At 39.8% G+C, this 19,932-nt stretch carries 20 protein-coding genes; 16 read left to right on the plus strand and 4 right to left on the minus strand.

The genetic code is table 11. The annotated features are described in order from the left end of the window. The first annotated feature begins 6 nt into the window (after nt 1-6). Nucleotides 7-459 (plus strand): early set domain-containing protein, encoded by a 453-nt coding sequence (locus H8B19_RS12155; RefSeq protein WP_241737594.1) that lies wholly within the window; start codon nt 7-9, stop codon nt 457-459. A gap of 58 nt (nt 460-517) precedes the next feature. Here the strand turns inward: H8B19_RS12155 and gyrB are convergent, their stop codons facing one another. The 4 genes from gyrB to dnaA all read right to left on the minus strand — a co-directional run bounded on the left by gyrB (nt 518) and on the right by dnaA (nt 6,646). Next, entirely contained in the window at nt 518-2,941 is a 2,424-nt protein-coding gene (gene gyrB / locus H8B19_RS12160) for a DNA topoisomerase (ATP-hydrolyzing) subunit B (protein ID WP_186507163.1), read from the minus strand. A 3-nt stretch (nt 2,942-2,944) separates the two neighbouring features. Next, nucleotides 2,945-4,051 carry a DNA replication/repair protein RecF gene (recF, locus tag H8B19_RS12165; protein ID WP_186507164.1) on the minus strand — a complete coding sequence of 369 codons (1,107 nt, stop codon included), beginning with the start codon at nt 4,049-4,051 and terminating at the stop codon, nt 2,945-2,947. A 70-nt stretch (nt 4,052-4,121) separates the two neighbouring features. Further along, nucleotides 4,122-5,222 carry a DNA polymerase III subunit beta gene (dnaN, locus tag H8B19_RS12170; RefSeq protein ID WP_186507165.1) on the minus strand — a complete coding sequence of 367 codons (1,101 nt, stop codon included), beginning with the start codon at nt 5,220-5,222 and terminating at the stop codon, nt 4,122-4,124. Between the two features lie 26 nt (nt 5,223-5,248). Continuing rightward, nucleotides 5,249-6,646, minus strand: coding sequence for a chromosomal replication initiator protein DnaA (dnaA, locus tag H8B19_RS12175; RefSeq protein WP_186507166.1), 1,398 nt, complete (start codon nt 6,644-6,646; stop codon nt 5,249-5,251). Between the two features lie 507 nt (nt 6,647-7,153). Here dnaA and rpmH point away from each other — a divergent pair. The 15 genes from rpmH (at nt 7,154) to atpB (ending at nt 19,923) form a co-directional block, all read left to right on the plus strand. Continuing rightward, complete coding sequence (rpmH, locus tag H8B19_RS12180; RefSeq protein WP_186507167.1) at nt 7,154-7,288, plus strand: 50S ribosomal protein L34; 135 nt, start codon at nt 7,154-7,156, stop codon at nt 7,286-7,288. Nucleotides 7,289-7,302: 14 nt separating this feature from the next. Next, nucleotides 7,303-7,662 carry a ribonuclease P protein component gene (gene rnpA, locus H8B19_RS12185; protein WP_186507168.1) on the plus strand — a complete coding sequence of 120 codons (360 nt, stop codon included), beginning with the start codon at nt 7,303-7,305 and terminating at the stop codon, nt 7,660-7,662. Next, entirely contained in the window at nt 7,626-7,877 is a 252-nt protein-coding gene (yidD, locus tag H8B19_RS12190; protein ID WP_186507169.1) for a membrane protein insertion efficiency factor YidD, read from the plus strand. Before rnpA ends, yidD begins: the two co-directional genes overlap by 37 nt. Before the next feature lie 5 nt (nt 7,878-7,882). Next, a complete protein-coding gene (yidC, locus tag H8B19_RS12195) occupies nt 7,883-9,538 on the plus strand; it encodes a membrane protein insertase YidC (RefSeq protein ID WP_186507170.1) in 1,656 nt (551 codons plus the stop codon). Nucleotides 9,539-9,640: 102 nt separating this feature from the next. Then, nucleotides 9,641-10,123 carry a YajQ family cyclic di-GMP-binding protein gene (locus tag H8B19_RS12200; protein ID WP_186507171.1) on the plus strand — a complete coding sequence of 161 codons (483 nt, stop codon included), beginning with the start codon at nt 9,641-9,643 and terminating at the stop codon, nt 10,121-10,123. Next, nucleotides 10,123-11,487, plus strand: a complete 1,365-nt coding sequence (mnmE, locus tag H8B19_RS12205; protein WP_186507172.1) for a tRNA uridine-5-carboxymethylaminomethyl(34) synthesis GTPase MnmE — start codon at nt 10,123-10,125, stop codon at nt 11,485-11,487. The genes H8B19_RS12200 and mnmE overlap by 1 nt, the downstream gene beginning before the upstream one ends. A gap of 9 nt (nt 11,488-11,496) precedes the next feature. Continuing rightward, nucleotides 11,497-11,958: an FMN-binding protein MioC gene (gene mioC / locus H8B19_RS12210; RefSeq protein ID WP_186507173.1), complete on the plus strand. Its 462-nt coding sequence runs from the start codon at nt 11,497-11,499 to the stop codon at nt 11,956-11,958. After that, complete coding sequence (locus H8B19_RS12215) at nt 11,955-12,608, plus strand: DnaT-like ssDNA-binding domain-containing protein (protein ID WP_186507174.1); 654 nt, start codon at nt 11,955-11,957, stop codon at nt 12,606-12,608. Before mioC ends, H8B19_RS12215 begins: the two co-directional genes overlap by 4 nt. Beyond that, on the plus strand, nt 12,589-13,404 hold the full coding sequence (locus H8B19_RS12220) for an ATP-binding protein (RefSeq protein WP_186507175.1): 816 nt from the start codon (nt 12,589-12,591) through the stop codon (nt 13,402-13,404). The genes H8B19_RS12215 and H8B19_RS12220 overlap by 20 nt, the downstream gene beginning before the upstream one ends. Nucleotides 13,405-14,356: 952 nt before the next feature. Beyond that, nucleotides 14,357-16,246, plus strand: a complete 1,890-nt coding sequence (gene mnmG / locus H8B19_RS12225) for a tRNA uridine-5-carboxymethylaminomethyl(34) synthesis enzyme MnmG (protein WP_186507176.1) — start codon at nt 14,357-14,359, stop codon at nt 16,244-16,246. Then, the gene (gene rsmG, locus H8B19_RS12230; protein ID WP_186507177.1) at nt 16,246-16,884 is read left to right on the plus strand and encodes a 16S rRNA (guanine(527)-N(7))-methyltransferase RsmG; all 639 of its coding nucleotides are present in this window, start codon (nt 16,246-16,248) and stop codon (nt 16,882-16,884) included. Before mnmG ends, rsmG begins: the two co-directional genes overlap by 1 nt. 29 nt (nt 16,885-16,913) lie before the next feature. After that, nucleotides 16,914-17,693, plus strand: a complete 780-nt coding sequence (locus tag H8B19_RS12235; protein ID WP_186507178.1) for a ParA family protein — start codon at nt 16,914-16,916, stop codon at nt 17,691-17,693. 20 nt (nt 17,694-17,713) lie between these two features. Then, nucleotides 17,714-18,592: a ParB/RepB/Spo0J family partition protein gene (locus H8B19_RS12240; protein WP_186507179.1), complete on the plus strand. Its 879-nt coding sequence runs from the start codon at nt 17,714-17,716 to the stop codon at nt 18,590-18,592. 96 nt (nt 18,593-18,688) lie between these two features. Next, nucleotides 18,689-19,075 carry an ATP synthase subunit I gene (locus tag H8B19_RS12245; RefSeq protein ID WP_186507180.1) on the plus strand — a complete coding sequence of 129 codons (387 nt, stop codon included), beginning with the start codon at nt 18,689-18,691 and terminating at the stop codon, nt 19,073-19,075. A gap of 47 nt (nt 19,076-19,122) precedes the next feature. Further along, nucleotides 19,123-19,923, plus strand: a complete 801-nt coding sequence (gene atpB / locus H8B19_RS12250) for a F0F1 ATP synthase subunit A (protein ID WP_186507181.1) — start codon at nt 19,123-19,125, stop codon at nt 19,921-19,923. The last annotated feature ends 9 nt before the right edge of the window (nt 19,924-19,932 follow it).

Below are 19,932 nucleotides of genomic sequence, written 5' to 3' on the forward strand. Positions count from 1 at the left end.
TTGAAATTGTTTAGTTATTTAAAACATCCTGTTTGCACTTTACTGTTAAGCACAGCCCTTTTAAATGGTTGTGCTGCTACTTCTGCGTTAACGGATTTTTATCAGCCTAAAAGTCATGACGACCTTTATCTACGTGGTGGTTTTACCTGGTGGGAAGCTGATGAGGCGTTTAAGGTTGAGGAATCAGCAGATAATGTATATTCCGTGAAAACAGAGCTAATCGCCGATGGACAACCATATGAGTTTCGTTTTGTAGATAAAGACTGGACCGAAGGCTCAAACTGCGGCTATTTGGATAAATCAAATCAGATAATTGAAGTTAATGTACCAGCAAATACCAATTGTAATAGTACAAATGAAAACTTTCGTTTTACTCCCCCAAGTTCGGGATTATATGAGTTTTCGATAGACTTTACGGACGAAGATAATCCGCTCACCTTGGTAAAAAAAGTTAATTAAATCAATATATTACAAAAAAAGGCCGCTTTAAGCGGCCTTTTTAATGTCGGTTTAAAACCTATACATCCAGGTTGACTACCTTCAGTGCGTTATCTTCGATAAATGCGCGGCGGGGTTCAACATTGTCTCCCATCAGCGTAGTAAACAAGAGATCCGCGCCAATAGCATCTTCAATAGTAACTTGTAACATGCGACGCGATTCCGGATCCATCGTAGTTTCCCATAACTGCTCAGGGTTCATTTCTCCCAGCCCCTTATAACGCTGAATGTAGTTACCTTTTTTAGATTCAGCCATTAACCAATCCAGAGCTTCAACAAAGTATTCTACGGGTTTAGTTTTCTCACCACGTCTGATATAGCCACCTTCTTCAATCAGCCCATTGATGGTTTTGTTCAATTCGACGATTCGCTTGTACTCAGAAGAATCAATAAAATCATGATCAAGTTTGTATTCAGTATCGATACCATGTTGTCGAACAATCATGCAAACATAGTGACACTGGCGCTCTTTATCTTCACGAATTTCGTGTCGGTATAATGCTCCATCAGCTTCTCTGTCCTGTAATGCTTTAACAAAGTGCTGCGCCGCCTCATCCAACTTAGCAGGGTTATTGAGGTCAGCTGTATCTAAAATATCGTTATAGACCAATCTTAAAAGGATATTTTTAGGCATCATACGACTGATACGATCAATCATCGCCATCGTGCTCTGGAATTGCTTAACCATGTTTTCCAGTGCAACACCAGTGATTGGAGCCGCTTCTTCATTAACATGCAGTGCCGCTGTATCTAATGCAATCGCCGTCAAATGCTCCGTCAATGCATTATCATCTTTTAAATACTGCTCCTGTTTGCCCTTTTTAATTTTGTATAAAGGAGGTTGAGCAATATAGACATAGCCTTTCTCAATAATTTCCGGCATTTGACGATAAAAGAAGGTTAATAACAAAGTACGAATGTGTGAGCCATCCACGTCAGCATCCGTCATAATGATAATACGGTGATAACGTAGTTTTTCTGGATCATATTCATCTCGACCAATGCCACATCCCAAAGCAGTAATAAGGGTTGCAACTTCCTGAGAAGATAACATCTTATCGAATCGTGCTTTTTCAACGTTAAGAATTTTACCTTTCAATGGCAAGATAGCCTGATTTTTGCGATTACGACCCTGCTTAGCTGAACCGCCTGCAGAATCACCCTCCACTATATACAGTTCTGAAAGTGACGGATCTTTCTCCTGGCAATCTGCCAGTTTACCGGGTAACCCTGCTAAATCTAATGCCCCTTTACGACGAGTCATTTCACGTGCTTTACGAGCGGCTTCACGCGCTCTGGCGGCATCAATAATCTTGCCCACAATGATCTTTGATTCAACCGGGTTTTCCAGAAGGAAGTCATTGAGGAATTCCCCCATCGAAGATTCAACCGCAGATTTAACTTCAGACGAAACAAGTTTATCTTTAGTTTGTGATGAGAATTTTGGATCAGGTACTTTAACAGAAATTACAGCAGTCAAACCTTCACGTGCATCATCACCTGTAGTTGCTGCCTTTTCTTTTTTGTTAAAACCCTCTTTTTCCATAAAGCTATTCAGGGTACGAGTTAAAGCAGCTCGGAAACCTGCCAGATGGGTCCCACCATCTCGTTGAGGAATATTATTGGTAAAGCAAAAAATGTTTTCCTGGAAGCTATCATTCCATTGCATTGCGACTTCAACAGCAATGCCATCTTCTTCACGGTCAGCCGTGAAGTGAAATACTTTTTGATGAACGGGTGTTTTATTTTGATTTAGATATTCAACAAACGCCTGAATACCACCTTCATATTTGAAGTGGTCTTTTTTACCATCACGTTCGTCACCCAAATGTATTGATACACCTGAATTAAGAAAAGATAGTTCGCGCAGGCGCTTTGCCAGAATATCGTAATGGAATTCAATATTTGTGAAGGTTTCTTCGCTAGGCCAGAAGCGAATTGTTGTACCAGTCGTATCGGTTTCCCCTACAGCAGCTAAAGGAGAAACAGGATTACCCGAATTGTATTCCTGCTCGAATATTTCACCCTGGCGACGAATACGTAGTTGCAGACGCTTAGATAAAGCGTTAACTACTGAAACACCTACGCCATGCAAACCACCAGAAACCTTATAAGAGTTATCATCGAATTTACCACCAGCGTGTAACACAGTCATGATAACTTCAGCTGCAGAAACACCTTCTTCCTCGTGCATTTCAGTTGGAATTCCACGACCATCATCTCGAACGGATACAGAGTTATCACTATGAATTGTGACGAAGATTTCTTTACAGTGACCGGCTAACGCCTCATCAATTGAGTTATCTACTACCTCAAATACCATGTGGTGCAAACCGGTACCATCATCTGTATCACCGATATACATTCCTGGGCGTTTTCTTACTGCATCCAGTCCTTTAAGTACTTTAATACTGGAAGAATCGTAGTTACTTGGTTCAGCCATTTATCACTTCTCCTCGTTCACTTGGCCATGTTCCACGTGAAACACTTTTTTACTGCTGAAATTATCTAAAAAATCTATATGACTCATATCTGTTGCTGTAATGAACACTTGCGCATTAGTTTCAATTAAATGATTGGCGAATAACTGACGTTTGTTTGCATCTAGTTCAGCACCAATATCATCCAATAAATAAATACAGTTAATATTTCTCTTATCATACAGCAATCTGGATTGAGCAATCTTTAAAGCAGATGCTAACAGCCTCAATTGACCTCGGGACAAAATTTCTTGTACGGGTTTTGAGTTTACTGATAGCTTCAAATCAGCTTTATGCGGACCACTAGTGGTGTATCCATAAATATTATCTTTACTTTCGTTTTTGCTAAGCAAAGAGGCTAGATCTAACTCCCTTTCCCAACCCTTATAATACGCTATTTCAATTGAAAACTCAGGTAAGAATTGAGTTAATTGTTCGGAAAAATAAGGCCTCAACGCGTCTAAATATTCCTTTCTGGCTGAGGAGACAATCTCACCAACAACACAAAATTGCTTGTTCCAGTATTCTATATCTTGTTTATGTCCGAACTTACTGGCTTTAAGTATCGCGTTACGGTGTTTTAATAGTTTTGCAAAAGCAGAAATTTGCTTTAGGTAATTATGTTCCACGTGAAACACACCCCAATCGACAAAATTTCTCCTCACCTGGGGTGACCCCGTTATTAACTCAGTACTTTGAGGGGTAAAAACTAACGAAGGCATTAACTGAGCTATAGCAGAGATCCTGGATTGCTTATCACCATTTAATTTTAAATCCACCACTCCTGCAACATTTCGACTTATACCAATTTTACTATTAATAGGTCTTTCCATTTCAGCATTAAAAGAAGTTAAAAGACCAAATAAAGTAAATCGTTCGTGATTATGCTGAATTAAATGCTGGAATTTATTCGTCCTGAAAGATCGACCACAACTTAAATAATGTAACGCTTCCAACAGAGACGTTTTGCCCGAACCATTTTTACCAATAAATAAGTTAAGGTTGTTACAAGGTTGAAAAGAAGCGGATTCGATATTTCGGAAATATTGAATCTGGACTTTGTCCAGCTGCATAAAAGGAGAATCTACTTGAATAAAATTATAAGGAATATGATTAAACTAACATCAATGCAATGAGACTCATTTAGAGTCTCATTGGCATAATAACGTAAAGTACAGATTCATCACCTGAATCTTCTATCAGTGCACTACTATTAGAATCAGCCATGGTTAACTTAACCACTTCTGAATTTAGTGCATTAAGCGCATCGATCAAATATGCAACGTTAAATCCGATTTCTAAATCGTCGCCCTGATATTGCACATCAACGATTTCTTCTGCCTCTTCCTGTTCAGGGTTATTTGCAGTAATTTTTAATTCAGCATTACTAAGATTTAACCTAACACCTTTAAACTTTTCATTTGATAAAATTGAAGCACGAGAAAAGGCATTTTTCAGCATAAGCTTATTTGTTTCTATTATTTTATCGCCATCTTTTGGTAACACGCGGCGGTAATCAGGGAAACGACCATCAACAAGTTTACTGGTAAATATAAATGCAGTAGAAAAGATGCGAATATGATTAGCACCTATTTGCACTTTTAATGATTTATCTGAATCATCAATCAAACGCAGAATTTCTAATACACCTTTACGTGGAATTATGACCTGACGATTAGGAAGATTGTTGCCATAGTCCAAACGACATAACGCAAGTCTGTGTCCGTCGGTGGCCACTGTGCGAATAATATTGTCTTCAGTTTCCAATGACAGACCATTAAGGTAATAACGCACATCCTGTTGTGCCATCGCAAATGCAGTACTTTCGATCAGTTTCTTAAGCTGAGCCTGAGAAAGCTCAAACTCGACTTCACCCTGCCAATCTTCCAGATTTGGATAATCGGTTGCAGACAGTGTGGATAAGGTAAATTTACTGCGACCAGACTTTAGCATTGCTTTGCTTTCTGTCACAGAGAACTCAAGTTCACTGCCATCCTGTAAACCACGTACAATATCTACCAACTTTTTAGCCGGAACAGTGATTTCACCTTCCTGAATATCGCCAGCCAGAGCAATATTAGAAATCAGCTCCACCTCTAAATCAGTACCGGTTAGCCATAGTGAACCTTCACTTACTTTTATCAGAACATTAGAAAGAATAGGTAAGGTGTGACGACGCTCAACTGCACCTGATACCAATTGTAATGGCTGAAGAAAATTTTCCCTGCTAATCGTAAATTTCATTGTAGCTTCTCTTTTATTTTCTAATGCTATGAAGATAAGGTTCGAATCAGATTTTGATAGTCTTCTTTAATATCGTGATTTTCATCACGTAACTGGACTATTTTACGGCAAGCGTGCAATACAGTTGTGTGGTCACGTCCACCAAACGCATCACCTATTTCCGGCAAACTATGATTGGTCAGCTCTTTGGCTAATGCCATAGCTACCTGCCTCGGTCTAGCAACACTTCTACTGCGCCTTTTTGACAGAATATCAGCAATTTTTATTTTGTAATACTCCGCTACAGTTTTTTGTATGTTATCAATAGTTACCAGTTTTTCCTGTAACGCTAACAAATCGCGCAACGCTTCTCTAACAAAATCAATAGTGATAGGCCGACCAGTAAAATTAGCATTGGCTATAACCCGGTTTAAAGCACCTTCCAATTCACGCACATTGGAACGTAAACGTTTAGCAATAAAAAAAGCGACTTCATCTGGCAAATTAATTTTATTTTCCAATGCTTTACGCATCAAAATAGCCACCCGAGTTTCCAGCTCAGGAGGTTCCACCGCAATGGTTAACCCCCAGCCAAAACGTGATTTTAATCTGTCTTCAACCCCATCGATTTCTTTAGGATAACGATCTGACGTAAGAATAATCTGTTGATTGCCTTCCAGTAGCGCATTAAAAGTATGAAAAAACTCTTCCTGAGAACGCTCTTTATTAGCAAAAAACTGAATATCATCAATTAAAAGCGCATCCACTGAACGGTAATAACGTTTAAATTCCTCGATAGCATTATTTTGCAGCGCTTTAACCATATCCTGAACAAAACGTTCAGAATGCATATACACCACTTTTGCATCTTTCTTATTATCGATTAACCCGTTTCCTACTGCATGCAATAAATGCGTTTTACCCAAGCCAGTACCGCCGTATATAAACAAAGGGTTATATGCCCCCCCTGGATTATCAGCTACCTGACTGGCAGCAGCTCGTGCCAGTTGATTAGACTTACCTTCAACAAAGTTTTCAAAGCGATAATTTAAATTGATATTACTTTTATTAATACCAGCCTTCATTTGAGGCACAGGACCAGGTTGCGCCGCAGATAACTTGGTCTGACTAGCTTGTTGGTCAATTGACGTTTGATTATTTTGTGATTCGCTGGGTGCTTTTTGTAAAAAGGGATTTGGTTTAGGCACTGCCGCGCCTATTTCTAATTTTAAAGTGGGGGCTTCAGGCCCACAAAACTCAGTAAATAACGTGGTAATCTGACTGATATATTTATCTCGTACCCAATCAAGGACAAAACGGTTGGGAGCATATAAGGTAACCAGCTTTCCTTCATGATTAGCCTTCAACGGCCTAATCCACATACTAAATTGCTGTGTAGGAAGTTCTTGTTGTAGCCGTTCCAGGCATTGATTCCACAAAGACATATATTATGTTTGTCCTGCGGACTCATTAACCAAATCAGTCCGCTCAAATAAAAATTATAATTTTGAAAAGGCTGGAAGAAACCTGACTCAGCCAAAGAAACAACATTATCTCGCGTTTTTATCCACAACATCAACATTGATCTTTACTCAATATTGGATACTTAGATAAAACAAATTTATCCAACTGAAAAATATATCTTTTTTTACAAGTATCGAATTAATCTAGTGCTATATCAAAGTGCTATTAAACATACTCTACGCCGCATAAATTATGCTTGTATGGCAAAAAAAATGATTTTTGAAAACCTTTTCTGTGAATAAACTGACATCAAATAGAAAGTTATTAACAACCCTTGCGTGTTCTTTCGATAATAATTAGTGTTTATTCACAAATTAACCCTAAACAGAGATTGACTTATAGGCAAGTGATCTCTAGAATTCAGCGTCCTTTTTGAGCACCTTTGTGCCTCAAAGGTAATATCAACGTTAAAGCAGCGGATTTAGGTTATGAAAAGAACATTTCAACCAAGTAATTTAAAGCGTAAACGTTCACACGGTTTTCGTGCTCGTATGGCTACGAAAAACGGTCGCCAGGTTTTAGCACGTCGTCGTGCCAAAGGCCGTGCTCGTTTATCAGCATAAATGCATTTGTCGAAGTGGGTGAAAATTCTTTTTCTCGGGATGTGAGATTACTCACTCCCACCCATTTCGGAAATGTATTCCAAGACGCTACATCTGCCCCCTCTCCTCAATTAACGCTACTTGCGAAGCATAATCAGGTTAATAAAGCCCGGTTAGGTATCACTATTGCTAAAAAACGGGTTAAAAAAGCCCATGACAGAAACCGAATAAAGCGTATTATTCGTGAGAGTTTCCGCTTAAATCAAAGCAAGTTAAGCAATATTGATATTGTAGTGATAGGAAAAAGCGGTGTTGATAAATTATCAAATCGTGAATTATTTGAACTACTAGAAAAATTATGGAAAAAGCTGAATCGCCGATGCAACGCATCCTGATAACACTGGTAAAAGGTTATCAAAAAACACTTTCCCCCATAATTGGTCAACAATGCCGTTTTCATCCAACATGTTCGCATTATTCTATAGAAGCAATAAAAGTACATGGAAGCGTAATTGGTAGTTGGTTAACGATTAAACGCATACTAAAATGCCAACCTTTACATTCTGGGGGGTTCGATCCTGTTCCGCCTAAACAACGAGAAATGAAGTAAATATTATGGAATCCCAACGTAGTTTTATGATCATCGCATTGCTGTTTGTTAGCTATTTATTATGGCAACAATGGCAAATGGATTACGGCCCCAAGCCAGTTGTGGCGCCAGTTGAAAACACCCAAACCCAGCAAACTGAAGTACATGATGATGTCCCTCAAAGTCAGGATGTACCTGCATCAGGCATGACACATGCTGATTTAGTTGCTGGCACCAGTACCCAGAGTAAAACCATACACGTTACCACTGATGCACTAGATGTAGTGATCAATACGAAAGGTGGCGACATTGTTAGTGCCAATCTGACTGACTTTAATGTTGATCTGGATTCTGACGAAAAATTTAGTTTGTTACGCGCAACACCTTCTAACTTATATATTGCTCAAAGTGGGTTAATTGGACGTGATGGTCCGGATGCCAGTAAAAATGGGCGCCCCGACTACCAAACTCAATCAGATAGCTACACATTAACCGGCGAAAAACTTGATGTACCATTAGTTTGGCAAACCGACACGGGGTTAACCGTAACCAAAACATTTACCTTTTATGCTAACCAACACAAGGTAGATGTGAATTACACCATCACTAATCAAACAGGTGAACCTGTTCACATTCAACAATATGCGCAATTAAAACAAGTTGTTGAAGGTGAAAAAAGCGGTGGCATGTTTATGCCAACCTACCGGGGCAGCGCCTATTCAACTGATGAAACACGTTACGAAAAATATACGTTCGATGACATTGAAGAAAGCAACCTGAAAAAAAGTACAAAAGGTGGTTGGGTAGCCATGCTACAACATTATTTTGTTTCTGCCTGGATCCCACCAAAAACAGAACAAAACAACCTGTTTACCAAAAGCAGTGCTAATCACACTTACGCCACTATTGGTTTTACTGGTGAGCCTAAAACAGTTGAAGCAGGACAATCTACTAGTTTAAATACCACTTTATACATTGGCCCTAAAGATCAGGATTTACTGCATAATCTGGCTGATAACCTGGATTTAACAGTCGACTACGGTATTTTCTTCTGGATTTCACAACCTCTGTTTGCGTTGCTTAAATTTATCCAGGGTATTGTTGGTAACTGGGGTGTAGCTATTATCGTTATCACTATTATCGTTAAAGGGGCTATGTATCCCCTAACCAAAGCCCAATATGTTTCTATGGGTAAAATGCGCGCACTGCAACCGAAAATGGCTGCTTTAAAAGAACGTTATGGTGATGACAGACAGAAGATGTCCATGGGCATGATGGAATTATACAAAAAGGAAAAAGTGAACCCTATGGGTGGCTGCTTCCCGATGTTACTGCAAATGCCAATTTTCCTGGCGTTATATTACGTATTCCTTGAAAGTGTAGAATTCCGCCATGCTGGTTTCTTCCTGTGGATTAAAGACTTATCTGTTCAGGATCCTTATTACGTACTGCCTGTTCTAATGGGTATCAGTATGTTCTTACTGCAAAAATTGAATCCGGCAACCATTCAGGATCCAATGCAGCAAAAGATTTTTCAGTGGATGCCGGTCATGATGACTATATTCTTCTTATGGTTCCCTGCAGGTTTGGTACTGTACTGGTTGGTAAGTAATTTAATTACCCTCACACAGGCAAAAATAATTTATGCAGGCATGGAAAAAAACGGCCTTAAAACCAAATAATTGTTAGATTAATTTATAAAGCCCACCAACAGGTGGGCTTTTTTATTTTGCGTACTGGTATATGATCCAGCTAATGATGTTTAACCTATATTGGAGCTAGATATGCCTTCTTTCGATATTGTGTCTGAAATAGACATGGTAGAAGTCCGTAACGCAGTAGAAAACGCCAGCCGTGAACTGGAAACCCGTTTCGATTTCAGAAACGTTGATGCTAAGTTTGAATTAAAAGACGGTGTTGTCACTTTAACCACGGAAAGCGACTTTCAACTGCAGCAAATGAAAGAAATTCTGCGCAACAAATGTGTGAAACGTAATGTCGATCCAAATAGTCTGGAATCAAAAGATGTTGATCGTGTTGGTAAGTCTTTCAAACAAGACATCGTTTTCAAACAAGGTATTGAACAGCCCATGGCGAAAAAGATTATCGCTAAATTCAAAGAGGCAAAATTAAAAGTACAGGCATCGATACAAGGTGAACAGCTGCGTGTTACCGGAAAAAAACGAGATGATCTGCAAGAAGCCATCGCACTAATTAAACAAGCAGACCTGGGTCAGCCTTTCCAGTTTAATAACTTCCGCGACTAATGCAAAACGAACAAACTATAGTAGCCCAGGCCACAGCCACAGGCCGCGGTGGTGTGGGTATTATTCGTGTTTCCGGATCGCTGGCCAGTGACGTCGCAACCAAATTACTTGGCCATGTACCTAAAACCCGCATAGCAGAATACCTGAGTTTTAATGACGAAAACAGCCAACCACTTGATCAGGGAATTGCGTTATTTTTTAAAGGACCTAACTCATTTACCGGCGAAGATGTCCTTGAGCTGCAAGGGCACGGTGGTCAGATTGTAATTGATATGCTGATTCGGGCGATATTAACCGATTCACGCATTAGAATGGCACGCCCTGGTGAATTCAGTGAACGTGCATTTTTAAATGACAAACTGGATTTGGCTCAGGCCGAAGCTATTGCTGATTTAATCGATGCAGATTCAGAACAAGCTGCTAAATGTGCATTACGTTCACTTAAAGGTGAATTTTCGAACCTGATTCATCAGTTAGTGGATAAAACCATTCACTTACGCATGTATGTTGAAGCAGCTATTGATTTCCCCGATGAAGAAATCGACTTCTTATCCGATGGCAAAGTTGCAGGTGATTTAGATGATATCATCGAACACCTGTACAAAATTAAAAAACAAGCCAAACAAGGCAGCATATTACGTGAAGGTATGCGGGTTGTTATTGCAGGCAGACCTAATGCGGGTAAATCGAGTTTATTAAACGCTCTGGCCGGACGTGAAGCGGCAATTGTAACTGACATTGAAGGCACAACCCGTGATGTGCTGCGAGAGCACATCCATATTGATGGAATGCCATTACACATTATCGATACCGCAGGTTTACGTGAAAGCGCAGATAAAGTAGAGCAAATAGGCATAGAGCGCGCGTGGGCAGAAATAGAACAAGCCGATCACGTGCTATTTATGCTCGACAGCACTCAAACCGGCGAAACCGACCCGAATCAAATCTGGCCTGAATTTGTTAATCGCCTACCAGACAATATCGCAATGACAGTCATAAGAAATAAAGTGGATCTATCTGGTGAAAATACTGAATATGATAACAGTGGCCACTATCCGGTTATTCGTCTTTCAGCCAGTCAGGGACAAGGCATTGACTTGTTAGCTGAGCATTTAAAGCAAAGCATGGGTTTTGAAGCTAAAACAGAAGGTCAGTTTATTGCCCGACGCCGACATTTAGATGCCTTAGATAAAACTGAGCAACATTTAATTAATGGACGCGATCAACTGCAATTAAATTTAGCAGGCGAACTACTGGCAGAAGAACTTAGACTGGCACAGCAATATCTGAATGAAATAACCGGTGAATTCAGTTCCGACGACTTACTGGGTAAAATCTTTGGTTCATTTTGTATCGGAAAATAATAAGGAAAAATGATGCAGGTAGAGATCATTGTTGGCTCAATGTTGGGTGCCAGCGAATATGTGGCAGATGCAATAGAAGAACAACTGGCTGAATCTGAAGTTAAAAGTAAAATTCACCTCCAACCAGATTTAAACGATATTAGTTCTGAAAATCTTTGGATTATTTGCACCTCAACCCATGGTGCCGGCGATTTACCGGATAATATTCAGCAATTTTATGAGCAGCTTCAAAACGCCAATCTCGAAGGCATAAAATATCTGTTAATCGGTTTAGGTGATACCAGCTACGATACTTTTTGTCAGGGTGCTAAAACTGTTGATGACATACTACAAAAACAAGGTGCAATGCAGTTAGCAGAACCATTATTTATTGATGTGTTAGCGCACCCTATTCCGGAAACAGTAGCCTGCCAATGGTTGGCACAACAGATTTCACAACATAATGTGTTAGCAAATATAGTTCAGGTATGATTAATCAGTCAGAATTAACCAGTTTAAACCAGCCAATCAGTAACGAAGCCAGAGTACTGTATTTATTAGCATTACGACCCGATGTTAATAAACAAAATGGCGAAACTCAGCCACTTAATTACGCCTCTATAAAAACCCTGCTTAATGGCAAAACTGACATCATCAGTCTTGGCCGACAAATCAATGCGTTAATCAAAGAATTAGTCGATTCCGGTCTTGTGGTAAATTCAGAACCTAAGCTGGATATCAACAGTATGAATGGCAAGCGTTTAATTTTGCCATTAGTGGCAACCGAACAGCACAACTACCAGAATTTGCATTTACACTGGCAATCAATGCAAGCTGACTGGACACCAAACCTTAAGCTTTTTGCCGAATTAGCCACAATGGTCGGTATAATAGAACATAGTTTTTCAGATGAAGAGCGTGGAGAATTTATTTCCTACTGGCTTAGCCGACCGGAATCTTCATTTACGCTTTTCCAGTGGACACAAAAATTTGTCCAGCATATAAAAAAGAAACGTCTGGCTTTTGGTAGTCAAACAGTAAAACGAGTGGGCAACCAGATGGTAAGCAACAAAGCTTCTGTCAGTGCAGACGACAACGCCAAAAAACTGGTGGAGAAATACAGTGGAAAGCATAAAAGATAAAATCGATCAGCTAGCCAGAATACTGGGAAAACAGCCGGTAAAAGACCCTAATTTAGATTATAAAAGTTTACGGGCTGTATATGAGCAGCAAGCCAACAACGATGTACGTCAGTTGCAGCAACAAGCAAAAAAACAACGAATAGATAATATTCATGGCCGCTCAGATCTCAACCCGAAATGGACGTTTAGTAATCTGGTTGAAGACAGCGAAGATGTTATCGAAGCAGTAAGCATCGCGCAGTCTTTTATTGCGGCACATGATGACCCTGACTGGCGCCAAAGTGGCTCACACATGATGATATTTTACGGTGACTATGGCCGTGGTAAATCACATATTGCAGGCGCTATCGCCCATGAATTAATTGATCAATACGAAATAAGCGTTTTATATCGCCAGCTTTCCAGCTTACTCGAATTGCGCATGTCCTCTTTCGACTTCAATGCACAAGACAATGTCGGTGAAAAATTTCGTGAAATTAACAGCGAGCTTCTCAATGTTGATTTGCTCATTCTGGATGAGGTGTGTGTTAACGAATCAGTACTAAAGAAAAATACCCAAAGCTGGTTAGGTAACCTGTTACGTCAGCGCCTGGTAAACCATAAAAACTGTATTCTTATTACTAACCACAATCTGGAAGGCTTAGAACAGGCTTTAGGACCTTATTGTTTTGAATCTATTAAAGAATACGACACCTACAGAGTTAAATTTTCTGGCCCCAGCCGCCGTAAGCAGCTTAGCCAGCTAGAAGAAAGTGCAAGTTATACCAGTACCTATCAACCTAACCAGGTACGCTAATTATCAGTTTAAAGCCCGCTATTAAGCGGGCTTTTTAATATAAATCATTATTCAGCTACTCTGTCTGTCCAACAACCTGATACACCCATTAATCCAAAGTCGTTTTATACTGCGCATAATAATCCTAAACAAAAGGTTTAATAGCCGCTTTTTACGGCTCTCTCATTGACTATCAACCTCCGCTATATACCCAGACACCAAACCTCAAAAAACACTTCATTCTTGTATATACAGCAATTGTTAACCACTAGATTAATCGAAGCTCATCGTTCAAGTTTTGGGTGTTATTTTAATATCATCCAGTCAACTACCACCTAAATGGCTTAGTCCGTTAAAGATAAGCAACATAAAAATAACCAGGTTAGTTCCTGTCTTTCCCTCATTTCGAGTAAAAATTATTAGTGGCTTTAAGTGAATTTTTTGTATAAATCATTTATCAAAATTTTTTCTAAAAAAGTTATCCACTTTGATCACAAATTGATCTTATTCACATAAAAAATTCTTTTAAAAACATAATATTAAGCTCTAAAAAGTGATCAATTAGTGATCGGTGATCACAATTTACCCACAATTAGATCAAAAGTTATCTAACGATGTGGATAAGTTTGTGATCTACCGTTAAATTAGATCTGATTATCCACTTTACAAAAAATATCGAATTTTTCACTGTGGATAAATATACTAGTTACCCACAGGTAATGATCGCGTTTTGATCGATCAAACTAACAAGTTACGATCAACTTAATTTATTGTTTTATATGAAAAAATTAGAGTTATACATAAAATCCTGTGCACTAATAACAATAGTAATAAGTAAAAGATCTAAATAACTCATATATTAATTAATAAAACCAAAACCCTTCTTGCTCGAATTTTAATCGTTTCCATAAGACGATAAAATCTATAGAATATGCGCCCCCAAATTTGGGTTCGTTTTAAGTCAGAGGTCATTATGTTTTATACCCAACAATTTGATGTCATCGTGGTTGGTGGTGGTCATGCCGGTACTGAAGCAGCTTTAGCCGCAGCCAGAATGGGATCAAATACCCTACTTCTGACACACAACATTGAAACTCTTGGGCAAATGTCCTGTAACCCGGCTATTGGCGGTATAGGTAAAGGCCACTTAGTAAAAGAAATTGATGCACTAGGTGGGTTAATGGCAACTGCCATCGATCATGGTGGGATCCAATTCAGAACACTTAATTCGAGTAAAGGTCCGGCTGTCAGAGCAACTCGCGCGCAGGCAGATCGAACCCTGTATAAAAATTTTGTTAGAAACGTTTTAGAAAACCAGCCTAATTTAACCCTGTTCCAACAGTCTTGTGATGATTTGATCGTTGAGAACGACCGCGTTTGTGGCGTTATTACCCAAATGGGTCTGAAGTTCAAAGCCAAAACAGTAGTACTCACAGTAGGTACGTTTTTAGGTGGTGTGATTCATATAGGTTTGGAAAATTATCAGGGTGGACGAGCGGGTGATCCACCTTCCAATGCGTTATCACAAAGACTAAGAGCACTGCCATTTAGAGTCGATCGCTTAAAAACCGGTACACCAGCACGTTTAGATGCAAGAACATTAGATTTTTCTGTCATGCAGGAACAGCAAGGTGATTTCCCTACCCCTGTCTTTTCTTTTATGGGTAAAGCTGAGCAGCATCCGCAACAGATTTCCTGTTATATCACCCATACCAATGAAAAAACTCACGATATCATTCGTGCTGGGTTAGACAGATCGCCCATGTATACCGGGGTAATCGAAGGTATTGGCCCACGATATTGCCCATCAATTGAAGATAAAATTAATCGTTTTGCAGATAAGAGCTCACATCAGATTTTTGTTGAGCCTGAAGGTTTAAACAGTATTGAAGTTTATCCGAATGGCATTTCAACCAGTTTACCTTTTGATGTACAGGTCAATTTGGTTCGTTCCATCAAAGGATTTGAAAATGCGCATATTATTCGACCTGGATATGCGATTGAATATGATTACTTTGATCCAAGAGATCTAAAACAATCACTGGAAACCAAGTTTATTAACGGATTATTTTTTGCCGGGCAAATTAACGGCACCACTGGCTATGAAGAAGCCGGTGCTCAGGGGTTAATCGCCGGTATGAATGCTTCTTTGCAAGCACAGGATAAAGACAGCTGGACACCAAGACGCGATGAAGCCTACATGGGCGTTTTGGTCGATGACTTATCAACACTTGGCACCAAAGAACCTTATCGTATGTTCACCAGCCGTGCCGAGTATCGTTTGTTGCTGCGTGAAGACAACGCTGATATGCGTTTAACCGCCAAAGGATACGAATTAGCTTTGGTTGATGAAAACAGATGGCAAGCTTTTAATCAAAAATTAGAGACCATTGAACAAGAACAACAACGTTTACGTTCTAACTGGGTGACGGCTAGCCATCCTGCAGCTGCAGCGTTGAATGAAATCCTTAAAAATCCGATTTCCAGAGAACACTCGCTGGAAGAACTATTACGCCGCCCGGAAACAACCTATAACCAGTTGATGCAAATTCAGTCCATTGGGCCTGGTGTTGAAAACGCACAAGCGGCAGAGCAAATTGAAATTCAAACCAAATATGCCGGTTATATCGAACGTCAAAAAGATGAAATCGCCCGTACACAGCGTAATGAAAATACCTTGTTGCCTGCTGATTTTGATTACAGCCAGATTTCAGGTTTATCAAACGAAGTGGTAGCTAAGTTAAAAGACGCCAGACCAGAAACTATCGGAAAAGCATCGCGTATTTCCGGTGTGACGCCAGCGGCAATATCATTGTTACTGGTTTACCTGAAAAAGCAGGGATTACTGAGAAAATCGGCCTGATGATGCAAGTTGATACTCAATTATTGAAACAGTTATCTGAGTTACTGGCGCAAACAAGTTTAAACCTGAGTCAGCAACAAATTGAAAAATTGGTCATGTTTGTCCAGTTAATGGACAAGTGGAATAAAGCTTATAACCTGACATCGGTGCGCGATCCTTCACAAATGCTGGTTAAGCATATTGTCGATTCTGTTGTAGTCGCGCCTTTTATTGATAAAAAACACTATATCGATGTAGGTACTGGTCCCGGTTTGCCGGGTATTCCGTTAGCAATTGTTCTACCTGATACTCAGTTTATTTTGCTGGATAGTCTTGGAAAACGTGTAAGATTTATGCGTCAGGTTGCATTTGAACTTGGTTTAAAAAATATCGAGCCTGTACAATCACGGGTTGAAGATTATCAACCGCAGATAAGCTTAAATGGTGTAATAAGCCGAGCCTTTGCTTCAATAAAAGATATGTTGCACTGGTGTGAGCATCTGGTAGATTCATCTGGGACATTTTTGGCGTTGAAAGGGCAATATCCGGAACAGGAACTTGCTGAATTGCCAAATAATTTTGTTCTTAAACAAGGGGTTAAATTGCAGGTTCCCGGATTAGAGGGAGACAGACATTTAATTCTGCTTTCAAAAAAATAATAACACTCTACTAAAGACGGATATTTATTTTGGGAAAGGTCATTGCTATCGCTAATCAAAAAGGCGGTGTAGGAAAAACCACTACTGCCGTTAACGTTGCTGCATCAATGGCAGCAACCAAACGTAAAGTGCTTCTTATCGACCTTGATCCACAAGGTAACGCTACCATGGGTAGTGGTGTTGATAAATTTGAAGTCGATTCCACCTGTTACGAATTACTTATTGAAGAGAAACCAGTAGAAGAAGTTATTGTTCGTGAAACCACAGGCAAATACGATTTAATCGCAGCTAACAGTGATGTCACTGCAGCAGAAATTAAACTCATGGAAGTATTTGCACGTGAAGTAAGGTTACGTAATGCGCTGCAGCCTGTGCGTGATTATTACGATTATATTTTTATCGATTGTCCACCTTCATTAAACCAATTAACCGTTAATGCGATGGCTGCTGCCGATTCTGTTTTGGTACCTATGCAGTGTGAATATTATGCGCTGGAAGGTTTGACTGCGCTAATGGATACCATTAAAAAACTGGCATCTGTGGTTAATCCCGATCTTAAGATTGAAGGTGTGTTGCGTACCATGTACGATCCGCGCAATCGTCTGGCCAATGACGTATCAGAGCAATTAAAACGTCATTTTGGTTCGCAGGTTTATCGCACTGTTATCCCGAGAAATGTCAGGTTAGCAGAAGCGCCGAGTTTTGGTGCACCTGCCATGTATTATGAAAAATCCTCTACTGGCGCAAAAGCCTATCTGGCCCTGGCCGGAGAAATTTTGCGACGAAGAAATCAAACCACAACCAGCTAACTCAGGAATCTAGAGTCATCATGTCTACCAAGAAACGCGGATTAGGAAGAGGATTAGATGCACTGTTGGCCACCAGCCAGCAAAACAGTAATAAACAATCATCCTCGCAACAGGCCGACAAAGGTGAATTGCAAAAACTACCCATTGAGTTTTTACAACCTGGAAAATATCAGCCGCGTAAAGACATGTCGCCTGACGCTCTGGAGGATTTAGCGGCGTCTATTCGTTCACAGGGCATTATTCAACCTATCGTTGTACGTAAAGTCGCACAAGATAAATTCGAAATTATTGCTGGTGAACGTCGTTGGCGTGCTTCTCAACTTGCACACCTGGATGAAGTTCCTTGTTTAATCAAAGACGTACCTGATGAAGCTGCGGTTGCAATTGCATTGATTGAGAATATTCAACGTGAAGATCTCAATGCAATGGAAGAAGCACAAGCATTGGAAAGGTTACTTAACGAATTTGAGTTAACCCACCAGGAAGTTGCTGAAGCAGTGGGTAAATCACGGGCAACTGTCACCAATTTATTACGGTTAAATAATCTTAACGATGATGTTAAATTATTGTTAGAGTATGGCGATATCGAAATGGGTCATGCCCGGGCTCTGTTATCCCTTGAAGGTGAACAACAGCTGGAAGCCGCGAAAACAGTGGCTGGAAAGGGATTAACTGTACGGGATACTGAAAATTTAGTACGTAAACTATTAGAGCCGACAAAAGAAAAAGTAGAAAAAAATGTCGATCCGGATATAAAACGACTGGAAACCACATTATCCGAAAACTTAGGAGCGGCTGTGTCCATTTCACACAATGCTAAAGGCAAAGGAAAAATGGTAATAAATTACAGCAGTCTTGATGAGTTAGATGGTATACTGTCGCACTTTAATGCTAGTTAAAATCTGAATCGGAGCGATTTGTTTCAGGTTGTAAAATTTGCGTAAAACAGTATAATTCCGCCGTTTTTATGGCGTTTTTTAAGCAAGAGGCCATTAATGGCACAAAGTTTGACCATAACCGGACGTTTACTGGTCAGAAAAATATTTTTATTTCAATGCACCGCAGTGATTATGTTGACGCTGATCAGTGCATTGATTTGGAAAGTTGAAGTAGCATTGGCGGTTTTTGCAGGTGGAAGCATTTGCATAGTCGCCAATTTGGTATTTGGACGTATGGCTTTTAGATACGCAGGTGCCAGTAAAAACAAACAGGTAATCAAAAGTTTTAATCAGGGATTAAAACTTAAACTTTTTCTTAGCATTATCCTGTTTGTATTAGCGCTACGTTGGCTAAACTTACCCTTTCTTCCGTTAATGTGTGGGTATGTAGCGGCCTTATTGGCTCAACTTCCGGGTGTGATTTTTTCAGATTCGGCAAAATAGATCGAACTGAAGTACCGATTTTTTAACTTTAAAACTTGGGATATAAAATGGCTGGAACAGGTGAAGAACAAACCGTAAGTGGTTATATTCAACATCACTTGACCAACGCAGCTGTCGGGGAAGGTTTTTGGACTTTTCACGTCGATACACTTGCGTGGTCAGTGGGCTTAGGGCTTCTATTCTTATTACTTTTCCGTTCGGTTGCTAAGTCAGCAACATCAGGTGTGCCAGGCAAATGGCAGGCTTGTGTCGAACTGGTTGTTGAATTTGTTGATTCAACCGTGAAAAGTACTTTCCATGGTAAGAGTGCAGTTATTGCCCCTCTTTCTCTGACTATTTTTGTTTGGGTTCTGTTAATGAACCTGATGGATTTAATTCCTGTTGATTTCCTGCCTTGGATTGCTCAGCAAATTGGCGCCATGATGGGACATGATCCGCATCATGTTTATATGAAGGTAGTACCTACAACTGACGTAAACATGACGTTTGCTTTGTCTATTGGTGTCTTTTTACTGATGATTTTCTATTCCATCAAAATTAAAGGTTTTGGTGGATTTATGAAGGAACTGTACGCACATCCGTTTAATACGCCTTGGTTGTACTGGTTTAACTTCATTCTTGAGTTTGTGTCCTTGATCGCGAAGCCGCTGTCATTGTCACTGCGTTTGTTCGGTAATTTATATGCGGGTGAATTAATCTTTATTCTGATTGCTGCAACTATCGGATTATGGCAAGCACCAATTCACTTTATTTGGGCGGCGTTCCACTTACTGGTTATTCCGTTACAGGCATTTATTTTTATGATGTTGACCATTGTTTATTTAAGCATGGCGCATGAAGATCATTAATTTTTGGCA

The organism is Neptunicella marina (assembly GCF_014270035.1).
Taxonomy (GTDB): Bacteria; Pseudomonadota; Gammaproteobacteria; order Enterobacterales; family Alteromonadaceae; genus Neptunicella; species Neptunicella marina.

Coding starts and splice junctions, on each gene's coding strand:
- gyrB (WP_186507163.1), bottom strand. CDS start 2,941: ATGGCTGAACCAAGTAACTACGATTCTTCCAGTATTAAAGTACTTAAA.
- recF (WP_186507164.1), bottom strand. CDS start 4,051: ATGCAGCTGGACAAAGTCCAGATTCAATATTTCCGAAATATCGAATCC.
- dnaN (WP_186507165.1), bottom strand. CDS start 5,222: ATGAAATTTACGATTAGCAGGGAAAATTTTCTTCAGCCATTACAATTG.
- dnaA (WP_186507166.1), bottom strand. CDS start 6,646: ATGTCTTTGTGGAATCAATGCCTGGAACGGCTACAACAAGAACTTCCT.
- rpmH (WP_186507167.1), top strand. CDS start 7,154: ATGAAAAGAACATTTCAACCAAGTAATTTAAAGCGTAAACGTTCACAC.
- yidD (WP_186507169.1), top strand. CDS start 7,626: ATGGAAAAAGCTGAATCGCCGATGCAACGCATCCTGATAACACTGGTA.
- yidC (WP_186507170.1), top strand. CDS start 7,883: ATGGAATCCCAACGTAGTTTTATGATCATCGCATTGCTGTTTGTTAGC.
- H8B19_RS12200 (WP_186507171.1), top strand. CDS start 9,641: ATGCCTTCTTTCGATATTGTGTCTGAAATAGACATGGTAGAAGTCCGT.
- mnmE (WP_186507172.1), top strand. CDS start 10,123: ATGCAAAACGAACAAACTATAGTAGCCCAGGCCACAGCCACAGGCCGC.
- mioC (WP_186507173.1), top strand. CDS start 11,497: ATGATGCAGGTAGAGATCATTGTTGGCTCAATGTTGGGTGCCAGCGAA.
- H8B19_RS12215 (WP_186507174.1), top strand. CDS start 11,955: ATGATTAATCAGTCAGAATTAACCAGTTTAAACCAGCCAATCAGTAAC.
- mnmG (WP_186507176.1), top strand. CDS start 14,357: ATGTTTTATACCCAACAATTTGATGTCATCGTGGTTGGTGGTGGTCAT.
- rsmG (WP_186507177.1), top strand. CDS start 16,246: ATGATGCAAGTTGATACTCAATTATTGAAACAGTTATCTGAGTTACTG.
- H8B19_RS12240 (WP_186507179.1), top strand. CDS start 17,714: ATGTCTACCAAGAAACGCGGATTAGGAAGAGGATTAGATGCACTGTTG.
- H8B19_RS12245 (WP_186507180.1), top strand. CDS start 18,689: ATGGCACAAAGTTTGACCATAACCGGACGTTTACTGGTCAGAAAAATA.
- atpB (WP_186507181.1), top strand. CDS start 19,123: ATGGCTGGAACAGGTGAAGAACAAACCGTAAGTGGTTATATTCAACAT.